This window comes from Stenotrophomonas sp. S4 (assembly GCF_054187805.2).
This window is the reverse complement of the sequence record NZ_CM196188.1, coordinates 214100-234885: the sequence shown is the minus strand read 5'-3', so window position 1 is coordinate 234885 and position 20786 is coordinate 214100. Positions and strand designations below refer to the sequence as shown.

At 67.4% G+C, this 20786-nt stretch carries 23 protein-coding genes; 9 read left to right on the top strand and 14 right to left on the bottom strand.

The features are described 5' to 3' along the window. Positions 1–30: 30 nt before the first annotated feature. Entirely contained in the window at positions 31–657 is a 627-nt protein-coding gene (gene lepB, locus ACUZUJ_RS00985) for a signal peptidase I (RefSeq protein WP_101764712.1), read from the bottom strand. Positions 658–839: 182 nt separating this feature from the next. Here lepB and ACUZUJ_RS00980 point away from each other — a divergent pair, with 182 nt between their 5' ends. Further along, positions 840–1241: a hypothetical protein gene (locus ACUZUJ_RS00980; protein ID WP_119007332.1), complete on the top strand. Its 402-nt coding sequence runs from the start codon at positions 840–842 to the stop codon at positions 1239–1241. A gap of 3 nt (positions 1242–1244) precedes the next feature. Next, entirely contained in the window at positions 1245–1691 is a 447-nt protein-coding gene (locus ACUZUJ_RS00975; RefSeq protein ID WP_329837436.1) for a 3-dehydroquinate dehydratase, read from the top strand. Positions 1692–2008: 317 nt separating this feature from the next. Here ACUZUJ_RS00975 and dcp read toward each other — a convergent pair whose 3' ends face one another. The 3 genes from dcp to arfB all read right to left on the bottom strand — a co-directional run bounded on the left by dcp (position 2009) and on the right by arfB (position 5315). Beyond that, positions 2009–4165, bottom strand: a complete 2157-nt coding sequence (dcp, locus tag ACUZUJ_RS00970) for a peptidyl-dipeptidase Dcp (RefSeq protein ID WP_119007334.1) — start codon at positions 4163–4165, stop codon at positions 2009–2011. A 111-nt stretch (positions 4166–4276) separates the two neighbouring features. Next, positions 4277–4879: a lysophospholipid acyltransferase family protein gene (locus ACUZUJ_RS00965; RefSeq protein WP_014035575.1), complete on the bottom strand. Its 603-nt coding sequence runs from the start codon at positions 4877–4879 to the stop codon at positions 4277–4279. Positions 4880–4883: 4 nt separating this feature from the next. Then, positions 4884–5315, bottom strand: a complete 432-nt coding sequence (gene arfB, locus ACUZUJ_RS00960; protein WP_032962216.1) for an alternative ribosome rescue aminoacyl-tRNA hydrolase ArfB — start codon at positions 5313–5315, stop codon at positions 4884–4886. Positions 5316–5428: 113 nt separating this feature from the next. On the opposite strand from arfB, the gene ACUZUJ_RS00955 reads away from it, so the two are divergent. Further along, complete coding sequence (locus ACUZUJ_RS00955; RefSeq protein ID WP_170871738.1) at positions 5429–5977, top strand: DUF2059 domain-containing protein; 549 nt, start codon at positions 5429–5431, stop codon at positions 5975–5977. A 63-nt stretch (positions 5978–6040) separates the two neighbouring features. Here the strand turns inward: ACUZUJ_RS00955 and ACUZUJ_RS00950 are convergent, their stop codons facing one another. Beyond that, positions 6041–6784 (bottom strand): pseudouridine synthase, encoded by a 744-nt coding sequence (locus ACUZUJ_RS00950; protein ID WP_101764709.1) that lies wholly within the window; start codon positions 6782–6784, stop codon positions 6041–6043. A gap of 86 nt (positions 6785–6870) precedes the next feature. After that, a complete protein-coding gene (locus ACUZUJ_RS00945) occupies positions 6871–7458 on the bottom strand; it encodes an O-methyltransferase (protein WP_458220957.1) in 588 nt (195 codons plus the stop codon). A gap of 165 nt (positions 7459–7623) precedes the next feature. On the opposite strand from ACUZUJ_RS00945, the gene ACUZUJ_RS00940 reads away from it, so the two are divergent. The 4 genes from ACUZUJ_RS00940 to ACUZUJ_RS00925 are packed head-to-tail and all read left to right on the top strand — an operon-like array spanning position 7624 to position 10756. Further along, positions 7624–8235 carry a PIG-L deacetylase family protein gene (locus ACUZUJ_RS00940; RefSeq protein WP_101764707.1) on the top strand — a complete coding sequence of 204 codons (612 nt, stop codon included), beginning with the start codon at positions 7624–7626 and terminating at the stop codon, positions 8233–8235. Then, positions 8235–9374, top strand: coding sequence for a glycosyltransferase family 2 protein (locus ACUZUJ_RS00935; RefSeq protein ID WP_458220956.1), 1140 nt, complete (start codon positions 8235–8237; stop codon positions 9372–9374). Before ACUZUJ_RS00940 ends, ACUZUJ_RS00935 begins: the two co-directional genes overlap by 1 nt. Further along, positions 9361–9966, top strand: coding sequence for an LbetaH domain-containing protein (locus tag ACUZUJ_RS00930; protein ID WP_458220955.1), 606 nt, complete (start codon positions 9361–9363; stop codon positions 9964–9966). Before ACUZUJ_RS00935 ends, ACUZUJ_RS00930 begins: the two co-directional genes overlap by 14 nt. 4 nt (positions 9967–9970) lie before the next feature. Continuing rightward, positions 9971–10756, top strand: a complete 786-nt coding sequence (locus ACUZUJ_RS00925; RefSeq protein WP_458220954.1) for a YaiO family outer membrane beta-barrel protein — start codon at positions 9971–9973, stop codon at positions 10754–10756. 52 nt (positions 10757–10808) lie between these two features. Here the strand turns inward: ACUZUJ_RS00925 and ubiB are convergent, their stop codons facing one another. After that, positions 10809–12464 carry a ubiquinone biosynthesis regulatory protein kinase UbiB gene (gene ubiB, locus ACUZUJ_RS00920; RefSeq protein ID WP_101764703.1) on the bottom strand — a complete coding sequence of 552 codons (1656 nt, stop codon included), beginning with the start codon at positions 12462–12464 and terminating at the stop codon, positions 10809–10811. Next, entirely contained in the window at positions 12461–13096 is a 636-nt protein-coding gene (locus ACUZUJ_RS00915) for a ubiquinone biosynthesis accessory factor UbiJ (protein WP_014035565.1), read from the bottom strand. The genes ubiB and ACUZUJ_RS00915 overlap by 4 nt, the downstream gene beginning before the upstream one ends. A gap of 376 nt (positions 13097–13472) precedes the next feature. Here ACUZUJ_RS00915 and ddlA point away from each other — a divergent pair, with 376 nt between their 5' ends. Then, positions 13473–14588: a D-alanine--D-alanine ligase gene (ddlA, locus tag ACUZUJ_RS00910; RefSeq protein WP_101764702.1), complete on the top strand. Its 1116-nt coding sequence runs from the start codon at positions 13473–13475 to the stop codon at positions 14586–14588. A 131-nt stretch (positions 14589–14719) separates the two neighbouring features. Here the strand turns inward: ddlA and ACUZUJ_RS00905 are convergent, their stop codons facing one another. From ACUZUJ_RS00905 to oleC, 3 genes are all read right to left on the bottom strand, one after another. Further along, entirely contained in the window at positions 14720–14875 is a 156-nt protein-coding gene (locus ACUZUJ_RS00905) for a DUF1328 domain-containing protein (RefSeq protein ID WP_004153593.1), read from the bottom strand. 82 nt (positions 14876–14957) lie between these two features. Next, complete coding sequence (gene oleD / locus ACUZUJ_RS00900) at positions 14958–15950, bottom strand: 2-alkyl-3-oxoalkanoate reductase (protein WP_101764701.1); 993 nt, start codon at positions 15948–15950, stop codon at positions 14958–14960. Further along, positions 15947–17605: an olefin beta-lactone synthetase gene (gene oleC / locus ACUZUJ_RS00895; RefSeq protein WP_101764700.1), complete on the bottom strand. Its 1659-nt coding sequence runs from the start codon at positions 17603–17605 to the stop codon at positions 15947–15949. The genes oleD and oleC overlap by 4 nt, the downstream gene beginning before the upstream one ends. 104 nt (positions 17606–17709) lie before the next feature. Here oleC and ACUZUJ_RS00890 point away from each other — a divergent pair, with 104 nt between their 5' ends. After that, a complete protein-coding gene (locus ACUZUJ_RS00890; RefSeq protein ID WP_014035561.1) occupies positions 17710–18135 on the top strand; it encodes a YkgJ family cysteine cluster protein in 426 nt (141 codons plus the stop codon). Positions 18136–18206: 71 nt separating this feature from the next. Here the strand turns inward: ACUZUJ_RS00890 and ACUZUJ_RS00885 are convergent, their stop codons facing one another. The 3 genes from ACUZUJ_RS00885 to ACUZUJ_RS00875 form a co-directional block, all read right to left on the bottom strand. Next, on the bottom strand, positions 18207–19097 hold the full coding sequence (locus tag ACUZUJ_RS00885) for an alpha/beta fold hydrolase (RefSeq protein ID WP_101764699.1): 891 nt from the start codon (positions 19095–19097) through the stop codon (positions 18207–18209). 117 nt (positions 19098–19214) lie between these two features. Beyond that, positions 19215–20231 (bottom strand): 3-oxoacyl-ACP synthase III, encoded by a 1017-nt coding sequence (locus tag ACUZUJ_RS00880; protein WP_014035559.1) that lies wholly within the window; start codon positions 20229–20231, stop codon positions 19215–19217. Between the two features lie 103 nt (positions 20232–20334). Further along, positions 20335–20652, bottom strand: a complete 318-nt coding sequence (locus ACUZUJ_RS00875; RefSeq protein ID WP_005407628.1) for a DUF4156 domain-containing protein — start codon at positions 20650–20652, stop codon at positions 20335–20337. Between the last annotated feature and the right edge of the window lie 134 nt (positions 20653–20786).

Below are 20786 nucleotides of genomic sequence, written 5' to 3'. Positions count from 1 at the left end.
TGATTGATACACGAGAAGTATCAATTCAGCTTACAGCCGCTGCCACTCGAAGCCGTCGCCACGACGGTAGTACACCGCCACGGCGCGGCCGTAGAGCTTGTCGGCGTCGACGAAACCGAAGAAGCGGCCGTCGAAGCTGTTGCCACGGTGGTCACCCAGCACCAGCACCTTGCCCGCCGGCACCACCAGGTCGGCGATGTCCGGACCGCCGCCCATGTCCAGGTCGAGGCGGGCACGGCGCTCGCCGAAGGCTTCCACGTCCTGCAGATCGGCAATCTGCAGGGGCTGGCCGTTGATGCTCAGATGGCCCTCGCGCATCTGCACATGGTCACCGGCCACCGCCGCCACGCGCTTGATCAGGCGGGTGCCGTCGGCCGGTGAATCGAACACCGCCACTTCACCGCGCTGCGGAACGCCGGTGGACATCAGTTCCTTGCCGGTGAACGGCAGGCGCAGGCCATAGGCGCGCATGTCCACCACTACCCGGTCGCCGGGCTGCAGGGTCGGCTGCATCGAGCCGCTGGGCACCACGTAGTGGTTGGCCAGGGTATCGCGGGCGGCGGCGAGCAGGCCGAGCATCACCAGCAGCGGCAATGCTTCCTTCTTCAGCCAGACCAGCGCGCGTTCGGAAAAGGGAGGGCGGGCAACAGCATCCATGACAGGCTCAGGGTAGGTGGTAGCGGTATCAGACCACATGCAGGCACCGCAGGTTCCCGGTAGCGCCGGACACGGGTTACGCAGGTTTTACGCCCCGGCCCGGCCGCGGGCATCGCACCTTTACGGGCAGCACGCGCATCGTGTGCCCACCGCGCCACAGGGCGCATTCCGCAAGGTGTTGTATGACCCTCCTGGTGATCCGCCACGCATCTTCGTCGGCGCCGCGCCCGCAGCTGCCGGCGCAGCTGGCCGGCCATCGCGTGCTGTGCAGCGACTGCGCCAACCTGTCCGAGGTACGCCAGTGCCTGTGCCAGCCGCAGGCGCGGTCGGCCGACTGGGTACTGCTGGATGTCGGTACCGCCGACGAAGCGCAATGGCAGGCCGAAGGTGGCGCGCTGCAGGCAGCACTGGAACGGCTGCCGGCGCAGTACATCGAGCTGCAATCGCCCAGCGAGCCGGGTCTGGATGTTCGCCTGCGCCTGCAGCACGGCCCCGCCGCCGTGGTGGTCGACCAGCGCAGCCAGCAGGCCGGTTACCCGTTGTCGCTGGCCATCGTTGGCCGCCGCCTGGCGCAGGAGGGCTGAGCCATGTCGATCTTCATCATCCGCGGCCCGGAAGCCGCCGGCGCACTGATCCGCACCGCGATGCCCCTGCCGGCGCCGGTACTGAAGTCGCTGGTGCATCGGGCGATCGACGCAGGGACCAGCGTGGCGATCCGTACCTGTGGTTCGGAGCAGGAACTGCTCGATGCGCTACGCGTGGCCGACCACAGCCGCGGCGAGGTGACCCTGCTTGACCCGGGTGCATGTGCCAACAGCCTGCGCCTGCAGCGCCTGCTGCCCTACCTGCACAACGCCTATGTGGAAGTGCATGACGACGGTGCAGTGGCCGAGCCGTGCCTGCCGGCCGGCGTCGGCCAGCGCTTGGGCATCGCCGCGGGGTATGGCGCGCAGAGCTATGTACTGGCGCTGGATATCGCGCTGGATCACCTGGGACTGGCCGAGCAGGCGAACCGCGTGCACGTAGGCACGTGATGGCCGGGCTGCGCCCGGCACCCGGTAGGTAGTGCCGGCCGCTGGCCGGCAACCTCAACAGCGACAGCAAAGGCTGGATTTCCGTGGGATGGCGGGGTGGGTCCACTTGCGGGGGACGCCGTGAATCCGTCCATGGAGGCTTAGCCGCGCCATCCATGGCGCGGATACCCCCGCAACCGGACCCACCCCACCTTCGACAGATTCCTGCGATCTGCAGTAGATCCACGCCATGCGTGGATGAGCGGTAACTGCAGAATTCATCGATGGCATCGACGCAAAAGGAAAACGGCGGGGTTGCCCCCGCCGTTTTCGCTTTCTTACTTCAGGCCGCGGAACTTCAGCAGCGGTTCCACCGACGGGTCCTTGCCGCGGAAATCGCGGTACAGGGTCGACAGCTCCACGCTGTTGCCGCGCGAGAGGATCTTGTCGCGGAATTCCTGGCCGTTGGCCGCGGTCAGGCCACCGTGTTCGGTGAACCACTGGTAGGCGTCATGGTCCAGCACTTCGGCCCAGAAGTAGGCGTAGTAACCGGCCGAGTAACCGCCACCCCAGATGTGGTCGAAGTAGGTGGTGCGGTAGCGCGGCGGCACCTGCGGCAGGTCGACCTTGAACTTCTTCAGCGCGCTGGCTTCAAAGGCGCCGACATCCTGCAGCGGCGCATCGGCCTTCTGCGTGTGCCAGGCCAGGTCCAGCAGTGCGGCCGACAGGTACTCGGTGGTCGCGTAGCCCTGGTTGAAGCTGCGCGCCTTGAGGATCTTGTCGACCAGCTCCTGCGGCATCGCCTCGCCGGTCTTGTAGTGCTTGGCGTAGTGCGCGAACACCTTCGGGTCCAGCGCCCAGTGCTCGTTGAACTGCGACGGGAACTCGACGAAGTCGCGCGAGGTGGCGGTGCCGGCGATCGACGGGTACTTCACGTTCGAGAACATGCCGTGCAGCGCATGGCCGAACTCATGGAACATGGTGGTGACGTCGTCGAAGCTGATCAGCGCAGGCTGGCCGGCGGCCGGCTTGGTGAAGTTGCAGACGTTGTAGACCACCGGCTTGGCACCGGTCAGGCCATCCTGTTCGACGAACACGTCCATCCAGGCGCCGCCGGACTTGCTGTCACGCTTGAAGTAGTCGGTGTAGAACAGGGCCAGCGAGGTGCCGTCCTTGTCGAACACTTCGTACACCTTCATGTCCGGGTTGTAGGTTGGAATGTCGGTACGCGGCTTGAAGGTGATGCCGTACAGCTGGGTGGCGGCGTAGAAGACGCCGTTCTGCAGCACGTTGTCCAGTTCGAAGTACGGCTTGATCTGCGACTCGTCCAGATCGTACTTGGCCTTGCGCACCTGCTCGGCGTAGAAGTCCCAGTCCGAAGCGGCGACCTGGAATCCACCCTTCTGCGCGTCGATCACCTTCTGGATCTCGCCGGCTTCGGCACGGGCCTTGGCGGTGGCGGCCGGCACGGTGTCGGTCAGCAGCTTCAGCGCGGCGGCCGGGGTCTTGGCCATCTGGTCGCCCAGCTGGTAATCGGCAAAGGTGTCGAAGCCGAGCAGCTTGGCCTTCTGCGCACGCAGCTGGGCCAGGCGCTGCACGGTCTGCCGGGTGTCATTGGCATCGCCGCGCTCGGCGCGGGTTTCCGAGGCCTTCAGCACGGCGGCACGCTGGTCACGGTCGCTCAGCGAGCCGAGTACCGGCTGCTGGGTGGTGTTCTGCAGCGGCAGCAGGAACTTGCCATCCAGCTTGCGCTCCTTGGCAGCCGCCGCAGCGTTGTTGATCGCGTCCTCGTCCAGGCCGGCCAGCTTGGCCTTGTCGTCGACGACGACGGCAGCAGCAGCGGTGGCGGCCACCAGGCGGGTGTGGAACTGGGTGGAGAGGGTGGTCTCTTCCACGTTGAGCTTGCGCAGGGTCGCCTTGTCGGCGTCGGACAGCTGCGCACCGGCGCGCACCAGGCCGTCGTAGTAGTGCTCGACCAGGCGCTTCTGCACCGGGTCCAGCTCCAGCGTGTCACGCTGGTCGTACAGCGACTTCACGCGCGCGAACAGCTTCGGATCGAGGTTGATCTCGTCCTGGTGCGCGGCCAGCTTCGGCGCCACTTCTTCCTGGATCTTCTGGCGCGCATCGTTGGTATCGGCCTGGACCAGGCCGAAGAAGATGCGCGACACGCGGGTCAGGGTCTCGCCGCTGCGCTCCATCGCCACGATGGTGTTGTCGAAGGTGGCCGGCTCACTGCTGTCGGCGATCTTGCGCACGTCGGCCAGGTGCTGGCGCATGCCTTCTTCGAACGCCGGCAGGTAGTCGCTGTCCTTGATCTTGTCGAACTGCGGAGCCTGGAACGGCAGCGTGCTCGCACTCAGCAGCGGATTGGTGGAGGCTTCGGCCGGCTGCTGGGCCGGGGTCTTCTGGGCTTCGGACACGGGGGTGGACTCCTTGCCGGAACAGGCCGCCAGCGCCAGGCTGATGGCGGCGGCCAGGACTACGGTACGCGACATGTGAAACGCTCCTTGGGCAGACGGTACGGGATACCAGCCCTCCACCCTACTCCTGTCGCGCTCGCCCGGCATGTGCCGGACGTGGCGTCTATGCGGCGGCCTGCGGCCGGCTCAGACCGTGCCGCGGGTCTTGCCGATCCACGGCCGGTAGAACTCGCGGATGGCGGCCATGTCGGCCACGTCGTCGCCGGTCGGCGTGAACAGCGGGCCGATGCCGATGGTCTTTTCCGGGTAGTGGAAATACGCGGCCAGGATCGGCACGTCGGCCATCCGGGCGATCTTCAGGAAACCGGCCTTCCAGTCCTTCACGGCCTTGCGGGTGCCCTCGGGGGTGATGGCGAACCACATCTTCTCGTTGTTGCGCAGCAGGTCCACGGCCTGGCCGACGGTGCCCTGCGGCGAGCTGCGGTCCAGCGGGATCACGCCCAGCTTGTGCAGCAGCGGGCCCAGCGGCCACCAGAACAGCGAGGCCTTGCCCAGCACCTTCACCTTCATGCCCAGCGCGATCTTCGCCGCCATGCCCCACAGGCCGTCCCAGTTGGACGAGTGCGGAGCGATGATGAAGACCAGCCGGGGGATGTCAGGCAGGGTGCCGGTCACCTTCCAGCCACCCATGCGCAGGGTGCAGCGCGCCAGCCAGCGCAGGAAGGCGTTGGGTTTGACCTGCGGCATCTGCGGCGGCACGGCCGGCAGCAACGAAGTCGGGTTGTTCAAGCAATCACTCCCAGTCACGTGATGAGCGCCCGCGCTTGATCTGCGCGCGCCCGCGTTTGGCGTCCAGACGACGCAGTTTCGACCCGAGGGTCGGCTTGGTGGCCTTGCGCGGTTTGGGCACGCTCAGCCCGGCCTGGATGAAGGCCGCCAGCCGCTCGCGCGCATCCTCGCGATTGCGATCCTGGGTGCGGAAACGTTGCGCGTCGATGACCAGCACGCCTTCGCCGGTCATGCGCCGGTCACGCCGCGCCAGCAGGCGCGTGCGCAACGGTTCGGGCAACGAGGGCGAGTTGGCCACGTCGAAACGCAGTTCCACCGCGGTGGAGACCTTGTTGACGTTCTGGCCACCGGCGCCACTGGCACGCACGAACCGCTCGACGATCTCGCCGTCGGGGATTTCAAGCTGCGCGCTGATGGTGACCGGTCCACTGCCCATCCGCGCATTGTAGCGGCAGGCACGCGGCGGAGTGCGGCATCGCGCCCCGTATGCCGCCGATCAGGTACCGAACACGCCGCCTTCGCCTTGGCTGCGGGTATGCTGGCCGTCCCATGTACCGCAGGAAGCCCCGCATGACCCGCTTCGCACCCGCCCTGCCGTCCCTGCTGCGCCGCGCCGCCCTGCTGCTGGCGCTGGCCGTGGCCAGCGTTCCGGCCCTGGCCGCCCCGCCGACCGACGGCGACATCAACCGCCTGCTGTCGGCGTCGCGAGCGCAGAGCATGATCGACACCATGGTGCCGCAGATCGAAGCCATGCAGCAGCAGCAGTTCCAGCAGGTGGCCGCGCAGCGCCAGCTCAATGCCCAGCAGCAGGAACAGCTGAAGCGGATCCAGGCCCGGACCAGCCAGACCCTGCGCCAGGCGATGTCCTGGCAGCAGCTGCGGCCGATGTACGTGGACCTGTACAAGAAGACCTTCAGCAAGGAAGACGTGCTGGCGATGGCCGAGTTCTACGAGAGCCCGGCCGGCCAGAGCCTGCTGGACAAGACCCCGGCACTGATGCAGAACGTGGTGGTGGCGATCCAGGCGCGCATGCAGCCGCTGTTCGCGGACCTGCAGAAAGACCTGGAAGCGATCGTCAACGAGCCGGAAAAGAAGTGACCTCGGCGGGGTCGGATCCCTTTCCCGGCGGGAAAGGGCTCTGACCCCTCGACCGCGTGGGCGTCAAACGGCGTCCACCTGCCAGCCGAACAGGTCCAGCGCCTTCTGGAATTCGCGATCCAGCGGCGCACTGACATCCACGCTGTCACCGTCCGGATGCGGAAAGCGCAGGCGCTCGGCGTGCAGCAGCATGCGGTGCACGCCCTGCATGCGGAAGATGCGGTTGTGGCGGCCATCACCGTGGCTGGTGTCGCCGATCATGTGATGCGAGAGATGCTTGAGGTGCCGGCGGATCTGCCGGAAGCGCCCGGTCTGCGGCTGGCAGCGCAGCAATGCGTAACGTGAGCTGGTGAATTCACCCACCGGCACCGACAGCTCGCCGGTGGCCAGCCGCTGGAAATCGGTGATCGCCGGCTTCTTCACCGGCTTGCCCGGCCCACCGTCCAGATCATGGTCCACCCGCCAGGACAGCTCGGCCGGCCAGCCACGGCAGACCGTCAGGTAGTCCTTGGCCACTTCACCCCCCATCAGCGCCTTGCCCAGCGCACTGGCGGTCTCGCGGTCGAAGGCCAGCAGCAGGCAGCCACTGGTGGCCCGGTCCAGGCGATGCACGAGGAAGATCGGCCGCCCCAGCTGCTCGCGCAGGCGGTCGGCCAGGAAATCATCTTCGCCACGGGCCAGCTTGCTGTCGTGGACCATCAGCCCGGCCGGCTTGTTGACCACGGCCAGGCGCTCATCCAGGTGCAGCAGCTGCAGGGGCGCGGTTTCGGTCTCGACCGCGGCGAGGGTGTCAGGTTCGGTGCTCACCGCGGGATTATACGGGTGCCCTGATCGGGGTCAGATCCCTTTTCCTGTGGAAAAGGGATCTGACCCCAGGTAGGCAGGCGCGGCGGTCAGGCGTTGCGCACGGCCAGCAGCTCGCCATTGCCCACCGGGACCAGGCTGGTGCTGAAGTCCGGATCAGCGTCCAGCAGCATCCGCAACGGCTCCATCTGCGTGGCGTGCGAGGTGGCGTTGTCCACCACCAGCAGGCCACCCGGAAGCAGCACGCGGCGCAGCTGCGGCCACCAGCCGGCGTATTGTTCGCGGTCCGAATCGAGGAACAGCAGATCGATGCTGGCATCGGCGGCCTGCGTCAACCACTGCCCGGCATCGCCCTGCACCAGCGTGATGTACCCGGCCAGGCCACTGCGCGCGAAGGTGGCACGCGCCATCGCCACCTTGTCCTCGGCGTATTCCAGCGTGGTCACGTGGCCATCGATGGCGGCTGCGGCTTCGGCCAGCCACAGCGTGGAATAGCCGTTGGAGGTGCCGATCTCCAGCACCCGACGCGCATTGCCGAAGCGCACCAGCACCGACAGGAATTCACCGGTGTCCGGCGTGATGTTGAGCATGCGCCGACCGCGCTCGGTTTCATGCGCGTCGTTTTCGGCGCCGAACCGTGCCAGCTCGTCCTTCAGTTCCGAAAGTTGCATCGTCATCGCTGCTTTCATTTGCCCCGGCATGGGTAAGCATTGTGGCCTGTCCGGCCACATTTCGTATTCCTCCTAGCGCTGCGCTGCGCTCACGTTGCGATAGTGCCCGCCTTCTTCACGCGGGACGCTCCACCTGCCCGCTGCCCTCTTGGTTTCCGCAAGGACACGGCCATGGTTCTCGACATTCTGGCAATCGGTGCCCACCCCGACGACATCGAGCTCGGTTGCGGTGGCAGCCTGGCCAAGCTCGCCCGCGCCGGCTCGCGCATCCATGCATTGGTGCTCAGCCGTGGCGGCCGTGGCTGCCATGCCGGCATCGACCGCAGTGACGAATCGCACCGCGCGTTGCGCCGCCTGGGCGTGACCGAGGTGATCCAGCTGGATTTCCCGGATACGCGCTTTCCCGCCTGCCGCAACGACATCGTCGCGGCGATCGAGCAGGCCTGCGCGCAGATCGCACCGCACCGCATCTACACGATGTGCGGCGAGGATCATCACCAGGACCACCGCACCGTCCACGAAGCGTCGATCATCGCCTGCCGCCATATCCCGCAGATCCTCTGCTACGAGAGCCCCAGCACCCTGCCGCAGTTCGCGCCGCAGGTGTTCGAGGACATCAGCGCACAGCTGGAGCTGAAGATCCGTGCACTGCGCGAGCACGCCAGCCAGGGCGATCGCCATTACATGCAGGAAAGCCACCTGCGCTGCCATGCGCAGTTCCGCGGCCAGCAGATCGGCATCGGCCCCAGCGAGGGCTTCCAGCCCTACCGGTTGGTGCTGTGATGAAGACGCTGCTATTCCTGGCCATGTGTGCCTTCATCCTGGTGCGCGTGTGCATGCAGGCCTCGCGTCGCCCCAGCACGCGCCTGTACAGCATCGATGCGATCGTGCCGGCCTACAACGAAGCTCCCTGCCTGGAGCGTTCGTTGACCAGCCTGCTGCAGAACCCCTACGTGGCGCGGGTGATCTGCGTGAACGATGGTTCCACCGACAACACGGCCCAGGTACTCGATGCACTACAGGCGCGCTGGCCCGAGCGCCTGGTGGCGGTACACCAGGCCAACACCGGCAAGGGCGGCGCGCTGATGCATGGCCTGCAGCACGCCACCGCCGATCAGGTGTTCCTGACCGACGCCGACACCCATATCGATCCGCGCGGCCATGGCCTGGGCCACCTGCTGGACGAGATCGAATGCGGTGCCGATGCGGTCGGTGGCGTGCCCTCGTCCAGCCTGCAGGGTGCCGGCTTCCTGCCGCATGTACGCGCCAGCCTGAAGCTGCCGATGATCGTCATCAAGCGCAGCTTCCAGCAGTGGCTCGGCGGCGCACCGTTCATCGTTTCCGGTTCGTGTGGCCTGTTCCGCACCTCGGTGCTGCGCAAGGTCGGCTTCTCCGACCGCACCCGCGTGGAGGACCTGGACATGTCCTGGTCGCTGGTCGCGCAGGGCTACCGTGTCCGCCAGAGCGTGCGCTGCGTGGTCTACCCTCAGGAATGCAACACGCTGGTGGAAGAATGGCGGCGCTGGCGGCGCTGGATCGTCGGCTACGCGGTGTGCATGCGCCTGCATCGCAGCCTGCTGCTGACCCGTTTCGGCCTGTTCAGCATCCTGCCGATGATGCTGCTCGCGCTGGCCGGCATCGTGCTGTCGCTGCAGGTCTGGTTTGGTACGGCCCTGCTGCACGGGCCTGGCGGCCTGGCCCTCTCGGTGATGCCAGTGTTCTGGATCGGCATCGTCATGCTGCTGGCGGTGATCAGTGCGATCCATCACCGCCGCGCGTGGCTGGTGCCGGCTGCCGCGTTCTCGATGCTGTACGTGCTGCTCGCCTACGCGATCTGGCTGATGCACGGCCTGGCCGGGCTGTTCACCGGCCGCGAACCGGTGCGCGACAAACCGACGAGGTATCCGCATGTGGTGGAATGATCTCGCCGCCATGGCCGATGCGCTTTCGGTCACGGCACCCCACATCGATTCCAGTGCACAGGTTTCGCCGCGCGCGACAGTGCATGGCCACGTGCAGATCGGCGCCGGCAGCCGCATCTGCGGCGGCGCCCAGCTGCAGGGACCGGTATCGATCGGCCGCGACTGCCTGATCGGCAACAACGCGCTGCTGCGCGGCCCGCTGCACATTGGCGATGGCGTCCGCATCGGCTTTGCCAGTGAACTGAAAAACGCGCTGATCGGCGACGGCGTCTGCATCGGTCCGCAGTGCTTCATTGCCGACAGCCGCATCGACGCCCGGGCCTACCTGGGTGCGCTGGTGCGCACCAGCAACCATCGCCTGGATGGCGCGACGGTCGCCGTCCACATCGGCGACACCGTCATCGACAGCCAGCGCGACAAGCTCGGCGCCTGGATCGGTGAAGGCGCCGCGCTGGGTGTCGGCGTGATCATCCTGCCGGGTCGCATCATCGCGCCGGGCAGCCAGTTCGGCCCGCGCATCACCGTGGAACGAAACCTGCCGCCCGGTCGCTACCGGCTGCTGCAGTCGCTGCATTCCCAACCCCTGGAGTAACCCCATGCGATTGATCATCCGAGGCGCACTGCTGTGCGCCCTGCTGCTGGCTGTGTCCAGCGCCCATGCCGGCATCGACCGGGTCTCGGTGCAGCTGGACCATGCCGACTACACCGATGGCTTCGGCAAGCGCGACGTACAGACCGTGGACGTGGCCGGCCGCAGCGGTGACAGCCGCTGGCACCTGGGCCTGGCCCATGGCGAACGCGACTATGGCAGCAAGCGCTTCAGCGGCAACCGGGTGCAGGGCTCCCTGCACCAGCGCTGGGGCCGACGCTTCTCGACCCGCACCGCCTTCACTGCATCCAACGATGACCCGGTGTTCGTCAACCGCCAGGTCAACCAGGACCTGCAGTGGCACGTGGCACCGCAGACCGTGCTGAGCGTGGGCGGCAAGTACGCCCAGTACCACGCCGGCGCGTACGTGAGCGGCTGGTCGGTGGGCGCAGCGCATTACTTCCCGCGCGTGACCGCCTCTCTGCGCCACGAGCGGCATCGCCAGTCCAATGGCCCCGATGGCCATGGCACCACGCTGTCACTGCGCCTGAAGGATGCGCAGGGCCGTGGTTCGACCCAGCTGTGGCTGGGCAGCGGTACCTCCGGCTATACCGCCGATGCCGATCCGCTGCTGCTGCGCGAACACGATGCACGTCGAGCCTTCGTGCGCCGCAGCCAGCCGCTGGGCGAGCATCTGGTGCTGGACATGGGCATCGGCAAGACCTGGCACAAGACGCGCCTGGACCGCTTCCAGAGCGTGCAGTCGCACCTGGGCCTGGGCTACCACTGGTAGAGCCGTGGTCAGTCGGCGGCGTGCGTCGCCGCCGACCCTCGACCAACAGGAATCAGCGCCACCACGCGCGCGCCAGCGCCAGCGCGCCGACGGCACCGGACACCCAGCTCCACATCGGCACGTCGCCCCAGTACCAGCCCGGCGGCTGCAGCACATACATCAGTGCGGCGATGGCCAGCAGGCCGACACCAGTGATCGCACCCACCGCGTGCTTCTGCAGGCGCTGCACGCTGGCATCGAGTGCGACCAGATCGCGCGAGCGCATCGCCAGTTCATGGCGGCCTTCCACCTGCTGGGTCAGCCAGGCGTGCACCAGGCGCGGCATGTCCGGTGCGTGGGTCATGATCTCCGGCAGGCGCTTGCCGATCTCGCGCACCACCCGCCGCGGGCTGTAGCGCTCGCGCAGGATCTTCGCCAGCACCGGCTTGGCCACCGCCCAGATGTCGATCTGCGGATCCAGCTGGCGGCCGACACCTTCGATGTTCAGCAGGGTCTTCTGCAGCAGGATCAGCTGCGGCTGCAGGGTCAGCTGGTAGCGCTGCGCCACGCGGAACAGCTTCATCAACACTTCGGCCAGCGAGATCTGCGACAGCGGACGGGTGAAGTACGGCTCGCACACCGAACGCACGGCCGCTTCCAGATCATCGATGCGCACGTTGTCCGGCATCCAGCGCGCCTGCACGTGCAGTTCGGCGATGCGGCGGTAATCGCGGTTGAAGATGGCCATGAAGTTCTCGGCCAGGTAGTACTGATCTTCCTGCGAGAGCTGGCCCATGATGCCGAAATCCAGCGCGATGAAACGCGGATTGGCACGGCGCGACGGATCGGTGTCGACCCAGATGTTGCCGGCGTGCGCATCGGCATGGAAGAAGTTGTCGCGGAACACCTGGGTGTAGAACACCCGCACACCCTTCGCGGCCAGCGCCTTGCGGTCGATGCCGGCCTTGTCCAGCGCGGCGATGTCGTCGGACGGAATGCCCCACACGCGCTCCAGGGTCAGCGCGCGCTCGGCGGTGTGGCTCCAGATCACTTCCGGCACGTACAGGTCGTCGCTGTTCTCCCAGACGCGGCGCAGCACGCTGGCATTGGCGCCTTCGCGCTGCAGGTCCAGCTCGGCGGCCAGGGTGTTCTCGACTTCGGCCACTACTTCGCGCGGGCGGATCTTGTCGGCACGCGGGTGGGTGCGCTCGACCAGGGCGGCCAGCGAGTTGAGCAACGCGATGTCGGCGTCGATCTGCTTCTCGATGCCGGGGCGTAGCACCTTGACCACCACCTGGCGGCCATCGGCCAGCGTGGCCGCATGTACCTGCGCGATCGAGGCCGAAGCCAGCGGTTCGGTATCGAAGCTGGCGAACGCCTCGCTGACCGGCAGGCCGAGCGCTTCCTCGACGATGCGGCGCGCGGTATCACCATCGAACGGCTTGACCCGGTCCTGCAGCAGGGTCAGTTCGTTGGCCACGTCCGGCGGCACCAGGTCGCGGCGGGTGGACAGGATCTGGCCGAACTTGACGAAGATCGGGCCGAGATCCTGCAGTGCCAGGCGCAGGCGCGCACCGCGCGACTGTGCGGCGATGTCGGCCGAGGCACGCGGTACGAACGGTTTGGCCAGGCGCAGCCAGCGCTCGGCCGGGGTGCCCTGCAGCAGGTCGTCGAGGCGGTAGCGCAGGATCACCCGGCCGATGCGGCTTGCCCGCAGCACGGCCTTCATGCGGCACCCCGCAGGCGCTGCACGCGCGCGCCGAGACGCTCGACGTCATCGCGCAGCACGTCCACGTCATCGTGGAAGGCATCCAGTTCGGCGCGCGGCACCACGTCGCGCGATTCCTCTGTGATGAATTCGGCGGCGCTGTGGGCGAGGTCGATCGCGCCCTGGCGCGCGTGCTGCAGGGCGCTGCGCAGGGTGTTGGCCACCTGTACGCCCAGCACGTCGCCGAACACGCTGACGAACGGCTGCTGCCAGTCCGGGTCGAAGCCCTTGGCCAGCTGCTGCAGGCGGCGCGCCAGTTCGGCGTCGCCGGCCACGCGTACGCGGCCCTTGCCGTTGTTGTCGCCGCGCCGAGCGTTGGCCAGCAGTGGCAGCTGCGCCAGCACCCCGGCCAGGCTGCTGCGCACGGCCAGGTCGGCTTCCTGCGCATCCACCGGGCCGACCCGCAGCTGGTCACCGTCGACACTGATGCGCATCGCCAGCGACGGCGCTTCCAGGGTCAGGTCGATGTGCCGGCCATCGAGGCTGGCCAGTGCATGGCGGGTATCCGGATCCAGCGCCAGCGCGCGGTTCAGGGCGATCTGCAGGGCGCGGCCAGCGACCGGCTTGAGGGACTTGAGCAGGGAAAGAGCCATGTGCGCATTCTACCTGCGTGGGTGGGGGGCTTGGGCCGGGCGACCGCCCGGCACCCGCAGAGGCACCGGCCTCTGGCCGGCAAGAGCAACATCAAAGGCTGGCTTCCTGTGGGGAGGCGGGGTGGGTCCGGTTGCGGGGGCCGCTGCAAGTACGTCCCTGTAAGCTCGGTCGCCGCATCCATGCGGCTCACGCCCCCGCAACCGGACCCACCCCGCCTTCGACGGGTTCCTGGTGCTGTTGGTGGGTGTCGACCTTGGTCGACACGGTAGATTCATGCCATGCGTGGATGGATTTCTGATTCATCTGTGCCTCACCTGGGTGGCTATGGAAGGTTCATGCTGTACGGCCACGCAACGCACAGGACATCGCAACACCATGGCACGGACCCGGGTCGGCATCATCTTCGGGGGCAAGTCCTCCGAGCACGAGGTTTCACTGCAGTCGGCGAAGAACATCCTCGATGCGCTTGATCGCGAGCGCTTCGAGCCGGTGCTGGTCGGCATCGACAAGCAGGGCCAGTGGCATCTGAGCCAGCCGGACACCTTCCTGATCAATGCCGATGATCCGTCGCGCATCGCGCTGCATCGCTCGGGCCAGTCGCTGGCGGTGCGCCCGGGTGCCGAGCAGGCGCAGCTGCAGCCGTCCGATCCAGCCAGCGCGCTGGGCCAGATCGACGTCGTGCTGCCGATCGTGCATGGGCCGCTGGGCGAAGACGGTGCGCTGCAGGGCCTGCTGCGCATGGCCAACCTGCCCTTCGTCGGTTCGCCTGTGCTGGGCTCGGCGGTGGCGATGGACAAGGACGTGACCAAGCGCCTGCTGCGCGACGCCGGGCTGCAGGTTGCGCCGTGGCTGTGCATCCGTCGCCACCAGGCGGCGGCGGTCGATGTCGAGGCGGTGATCGCGCAACTCGGCCTGCCGCTGTTCGTGAAGCCGGCCAACCAGGGTTCGTCGGTAGGCGTGAGCAAGGTCAAGGATGCGGCTGGTTTCGCCGAGGCACTGGAACTGGCACTGCGCTATGACCACAAGGTGCTGGTGGAATCGGCGGTGGTCGGCCGCGAGATCGAGTGCGCGGTGCTGGGCAACGCGCATCCGCAGGCGAGCCTGTGCGGCGAAGTCGTGGTGCACGACGAGTTCTACGCCTACGACACCAAGTACATCAACGAGGATGGCGCCGAGGTGGTGGTACCCGCGGATATCGATGCCGCAACCCAGGCGCGTATCCAGCAGGTCGCGCTGCAGGCCTACCAGGCGCTGGAGTGCGCGGGCATGGCGCGCGTGGACGTGTTCCTCACCGCGGGCGGCGACATCATCATCAACGAGGTCAACACGCTGCCCGGCTTCACCCGCATCAGCATGTACCCGAAGTTGTGGGGTGCCAGCGGCGTGGACTACACCACGCTGATCACGCGCCTGATCGAGTTGGCGCAGGAACGCCATGCAGCCGATCGTGGATTGCACAGCGCCGTGCAGGAGCGCTCGCTGTCTCTGTAGCATCGAGCCATGCTCGACTCATGAAAAGCAGTCGAGCATGGCTCGACTCTACAAAGGGGCGTGCCGACCAACGGTCGGCACCCACCGGAAAGAACAGTGCCGGCCAGCGGCCGGCACTACCCCGCGGTCGTCTAGCCGCGCTTGCGGAACATCGAGATCACCGCCAGCACCAGGAACACAACGAACAGGATCCAGGCGATGTTGCTGGCGGCACCGGCGATGCCGGAGAAGCCGAGCACGGCGGCGATGATGGCGATGACGAAAAAGATGACGGCGTAATGCAGCATGATGCTCCTCGCAGATGTCCGGGCCAATGGATGGCGTGGGTCCATCCTCCCGATCCTGCGGTGTGCAACCAGTGATGGCGACCTATGCAGCAGATGAAGCCTTCAGCCTGCGCAGCCCTTCTTCGATGCTGACCTGCGGCACATAGCCGAAATCGCGGCGGGCGGGCTCCATGCTGTACCAGTGCGGCGTGCACAGCTGCTCGGCCAGGAAGCGGGTCAGCGGCGGCTCGCCGCGCAGGCGCAGCAGCGGCCACAGCCGTTCGCAGACCGCGCCGATGCGATAAGCGGTCTTGAAGCTGATCGCCTTGTCCACCGTCGGCGCGCCAACCGCGGCCAGCAGCTTGTTGACCAGCTCGCGCATCGGCAGCGGCTCGCCGTTGGAGATGAAGTAGGCCTTGCCCGCACACGCAGCGCCCGGTGCCAACGCTTCGAAGGCGAGGAAGTGGGCGAGCGCGGCGTTGTCGATGTAGGTGGTATCGACCTTGTTGTTGCCGTCGCCGACCAGCCGCAGGCGGCCCTGCCGTGCACGCTCGGCCAGGCGTGGCACCAGTTGCTGGTCACCCGGGCCCCAGATCAGGCGCGGGCGCAGTGCCACCGTCGCCAGCGACGCATCGTTGGCGGCCAGCACGCGCTGTTCGGCGATCGCCTTGGTCGCCGCATACGGCGCCTGGAAGTCCTCGCCGTACGGCACCTCGTCAGCCCCCAGACCTTCCACCGGATGCGTGGCGCGGTGGGTCACGCTGGGCGTTGAGGTGTAGACCAGCCGGTTGATACCGTGCGCGCGGCAGGCCGCAATGACATTGTCTGTACCGACTACGTTGGCCTGGTGGTAGCTGTCATAGCTGCCCCAGGCACCGGCCTTGGCGCCGTTGTGGAATACCGCATCGACGCCGGCCACCGCGTGCAGCACCGCCTGCGCATCGGCCAGATCGCCGCGGATCTGGCCCACGCCCATGGCCTGCAGTTCCGGGTAGTGGCTGCGGTTGAATGCCAGCACCTGGTGGCCACGTTCGACCAGCCCGCGGCACAGCGCCTGGCCAAGGAAACCACCACCACCGGTGACCAGGATCTTCATGCGCGCTTCTCCAGTTCGGCGCTGGCCCAGACGGCGAGCTTCTCGCGGCCGATCTTGGCGTTGTGACGGATATCGACGGGGAACGCGGGATGCATCAGTACGTGCTGCAGGTTCGCCTCGGGCAATCGCAGGGTGGCCTGGGCGCGCAGCGCCTCGCGCAACGCCGGGCTGTCGCTCTGGCCACGCTGCAGTTCCACACACAGCACCGGCACCTGCGCACCCGCCGGGCCAACGCCAACCAGTGCCGTGCGTGCTACGCCGGGCACGGTATTGAACACCGGCTCGACCTGTTCGGTGTACAGCGGTCCCTGTGCGGTTTCCACGCGATGGGTCTTGCGACCGCAGAACCACAGGCGACCCTGCGCATCGAAGTAGCCCACGTCACCCATGCGGTGGACGATGCGGGTGCTGCCATCGGCCAGCGTCTCGCGGATCTTCGCGGCGGCGGTGGCCTGCGGGCGGTTGAAGTAACTGTCGGTGGCGGTCGGCCCGGCCACGGTGATCTCGCCCACCTCGCCGGTGGCCAGCACACGTGCCTGCGACCAGTCGGCCAACGGTGCGTCATCGATGGCGATGATGCGTACCTCGTTCGGTTCCACCACGTTGCCCACGCAGGTGCCGGCGCCGGCCTCGGTGGCCGCGCGGGTACGCTCCAGCTCGCGCCCCTCCACCACCGCCACCGGCAGGCACTCGGTGGCGCCATACGGGGTCCAGAACTGCGCATCGGCGGGCAGCAGGCTGCGGATGGTGGCGACCACGTCCGGCGGCACCGGTGCACCGGCCGAGGTCACCCGGGTCACCGTCGGCAGCGGCCGGCCGTGCCGGGCCAGCACCCGCATCAATGCTGGCGAGCCGAACAGCTGGGTGACGCCGAAGCGCTGGATGGCATCGTGCAGGCGTGCCGGGTCGGCCTGCGCCGGCCGCGTCGGGTCCATGTCCGGGATCACCGAGGTCAGGCCCAGCGCCGGGTCGAACAAGGCAAACGGCGGGAAGGTCGGCAGGTCCACGCCGCCCGCTTCCATGCCGAACGCGCTGCCCAGCAGCTGGATCTGGCCGACGAAGTGGCGGTGGCGGTAGACCACGCCCTTGGGCACGCCGGTGGAGCCGCTGGTGAACAGGATCGCGGCCATGTCCTCGCCATCGGTGTCGGCCAGCATCGGCCCCCCCTTGGCGCCGGCGCGCTCCAGCGCGGCCAGGCTGGTACCGCCCCAGCCCAGGCGGCGGCCAACGGTGACCAGATGGGTCGCCGACGGCGCCCAGCGCAGCACCAGCCGCGCCACGTGCGCCAGCGGAATGCCGATGAAGGCCTGCGGCTGTGCCTCGTCCAGGCACTGTTTCAGCGCGCGCTTGTCGATGCCCGGATCGACCAGCACCGGCACCGCGCCCAGCTTGAACAGGGCGAACATCAGCAGGAAGAACTCCGGCGACGGCCGCACCATCACCACCGTGCGCACCCCGCGACCGATCCCATAGCCGGCCAGGCCGGCGGCCATGGCATCACTGCGGGCGTCCAGCTGGCGGTAGTCCAAGGTGACGTCGTAGGCGGCCATGCCGTTGCCAGCGCCCCGGCGGCCCGGGCAGCGGATGGCGATCTGGTCAGGGCGTTCACGCGCCAGTTCAGGCAGGCGCGCGGCAATGTTGCAGGGTCGGTTCATCCGTTCATTGTCGCCGCTTACGGAATTTCTTGCGCGGCGGCCCACTTCGTGGAAAATCCGCACCCTCGTTCCTGATTCCGACTGCCGCCCGGGGCGGCTTGCCCATGCAACATCCCTGCATGACCTGCGGCGCCTGCTGCACCCAATACCGCGTGGCCTTCCATTGGATGGAATCAGACGAGGTCACCCCCGGCGGCGTGCCGCACCAGCTGACCGAGGTGCTGGACCCGCACCGCCTGTGCATGCGCGGCACCCATTCCAAGCCGGTGCGCTGCGTGGCGCTGGACGCGCAGATCGGCGTGTACTCACGCTGCACCATCCACCCCAACCGGCCCAGCGTGTGCCGTGAGGTGGATGCGTCGTGGGAGTACGGCAAGGCCAGCCCGCAATGCGACAAGGCGCGCATCGCCTATGGCCTGGATCCGCTGACACTGGCCGACTGGCGCTGGCGCGATGACGCCGACAATGACGACGATCATCCGGACGACAACGGCAACAGCCCGTCGCCGCAGGCGCCGGTCGCGGCATAGGGGTAGTGCCGGCCGCTGGCCGGCAATCTCATGAACCTGTCCGGTGTGCCGACCGTTGGTCGGCATGCCCTTCAGATCGGGTTCTTGTCCAGGAACGCGCGGATCTCCGGCACCAGCACGTCCTGCTTGTCTTCCAGCACGTAGTGCCCGGCGTCCTCGAAGGCGTGCACCTGGGCCTGCGGCAGCGCCGCCTGGAAGCCCTTCAGGAAGTGCTGGTCGAACACGAAGTCGCGCAGGCCCCAGCCGAGGAAAGCCGGTCGGTCAGCGAACGACGGCAGCGCCTTGCCGGCGCGCTCCAGCAGCGACCAGGCCTTGTCGGCCGGCGACAGCGGGATGTCCTGCATGAAACGGATGGTGCTGATGCGGTTGGCGTAGCTGTTGTACGGCGACACGTAGGCACGGCGCACGTCGGCCGGCATCTTCCGCTCCACGCCCAGCCACGAGGCGCCGGACGAGAACGCGTTGAAGGTGCGGATGATCCACTCGCCGATCTTCCAGTGGCGGCCCAGCGCGATCTGCCACGGCATCGTCTTCGCCGCCGGCATCGGGAACGCGGCGGTGTTGAGCACCACCAGCCGCTTCACCTGGTCGTGGTGCGACAGCGCCCAGCCGAAGCCGATCATGCCGCCCCAGTCGTGCACGGCCAGCGTCACCGGACCGGTGATGCCCAGGTGCTTCAGCAGCGCGTCGAGATCGTCCACGCGCGACTGCAGGGTGTACTCGTAGCGGCTATCGTCCGGCTTGTCCGACAGGCCCATGCCGATGTGGTCCGGCACGATGCAGCGGTACGTGTCCGACAGGCCGGCCACCAGCGTGCGCCAGTAATAGCTCCACGACGGGTTGCCGTGCACCATCACCACCACTTCGCCATCGCGCGGGCCTTCGTCGAGATAGCTCATCGACAGGCCGGGGCGGACCTCGAAGCGCTGCGGGTGGGCGGGGTAGCCGGGAAGCTGGGACATCGGATCGCACCTGTAGAAAGGGCCGGTAGAACCGGCCCTTGGACACTTGGAAAAATCATCGCTGTCCGTCGCGAGCGATTGGCCAGGCAATCGCGCAGCAGGTCAGCGGTGACTTTTTTACCAGACCACTTCAGCCATTGAGCAGTTCAGGCCCGAGCCGATGCCGAGCAGCGCGATGCGATCGCCCTTCTTCAGCTTGCCCAGCTGCTTGAGCTTGCTCAGCACGATCGGCACCGAGGCCGGGCCGATGTTGCCGTGCTCGCCGAAGATGGTCATGACCTTCTTCGGGTCGATGCCGAAGTTCTTGATGAACGCAGCGGTGTGCGGCTGGCTGACCTGATGGATCACGAACTGGTCCAGCTCTTCCACGGCCCAGCCCAAGGCGATCTTGGCGGCGGTGAAGGTCTTCTGGGCCAGCTTGATGCCTTCGATCAGCAGCAGGCGGGTATCGGTGACCATGCGGTCCAGGTTGCCCAGGCACAGCTGGTTCCACTCGGTGGCCGAACGGGTCACGCCACCCTTGTAGCGCGGCGCATCCGGCACCAGTTCCGAGCGCGCCATCACCATCGCGGCGGCGCCCGAACCAGTGGTCAGGGCGGCCAGCTCGTTGCGGAAGTCGTCGGCGGTGACGTCCGGGGCGGTCATGCGCTCCAGGGTCTTCTCGTACACCAGGTTGGCGGTCTCGCCATCCACCACCAGCGCGTAGTCGATGTCGCCGCGCTCGATCATGCGCGCCGCGATATCCATGCCGTTGATGAAGGCCAGGCAGGCATTGGCGACGTCGAAGGTCATGCACTCGTCGCTGACGCCGAGGTTGCCCGACACGATCGAGGCCGTGGACGGCTCCAGGTAGTCGCGGCTGACCGAGGTGTTGACCAGCAGGCCGACCTGCGTCGCATCGATGCCCGCGTCTTCCAGCGCCTTGCGGCCGGCCATGGTGGCGGCATCGGACGCCAGCACGCCGTTGTCCCACAGGCGGCGGGCATGGATGCCGGCGATATCGCCGAGCACGTCGGTGCGGATACCCAGGCGATCCAACGTCGGCTGCAGCCGCTCGTTGATTTCCTTGGTCGTCAGCGTATGCGGCGCATCAACGTGTGCCAAGCCGGCGATCGAGACATTCTTGAAGAGCATCGAGGTTAGCGCCAAGGCTCAGGCAAAAGGGGGCGCTATTCTATAACCCCCGGGGCCTTCACCGCATCTTTACGAATTCAGGCTTGGCCGTATGGTGAAGCGTTCAGCGCGGCGGGCACTGGAAAGCGGCGAAGCGCTGGCTGCCATCGGCGGGCGCGGCGGCGGCCTGTACGGCGTTGGCGCCGGCGCTCGGGGCCTCGTTGCGAGCCAGGGTTTCCAGCTCTTCCTGCACGCGCAGCGGGTTGCGGTTGTAGAAGCCGACCTTGCTCTTCACGGTGACCACCACCTCGCCCTTGGCGATGCAGCCGGCCGGAACCGGGCCTGCCGGCAGCACGCGGGTCGCCTTGCCGGCCGGTTCGATCGGCACCCAGGTACAGGCGGTGACGGTGAGCAGCAGGGAGGAAAGCAGCAGAACGCGCATGGGCAGATCCTGGAAGGGTATGGAGGGATTCTGCCTGAACAGCCTGAATCGGGGGTAGCCGGGTAGGGGTCGGATCCCCGCAGGGGGCGCTGACCCCGAATGCACGGTGGGGGTCGGAGCCCTCCCGGGGGAGG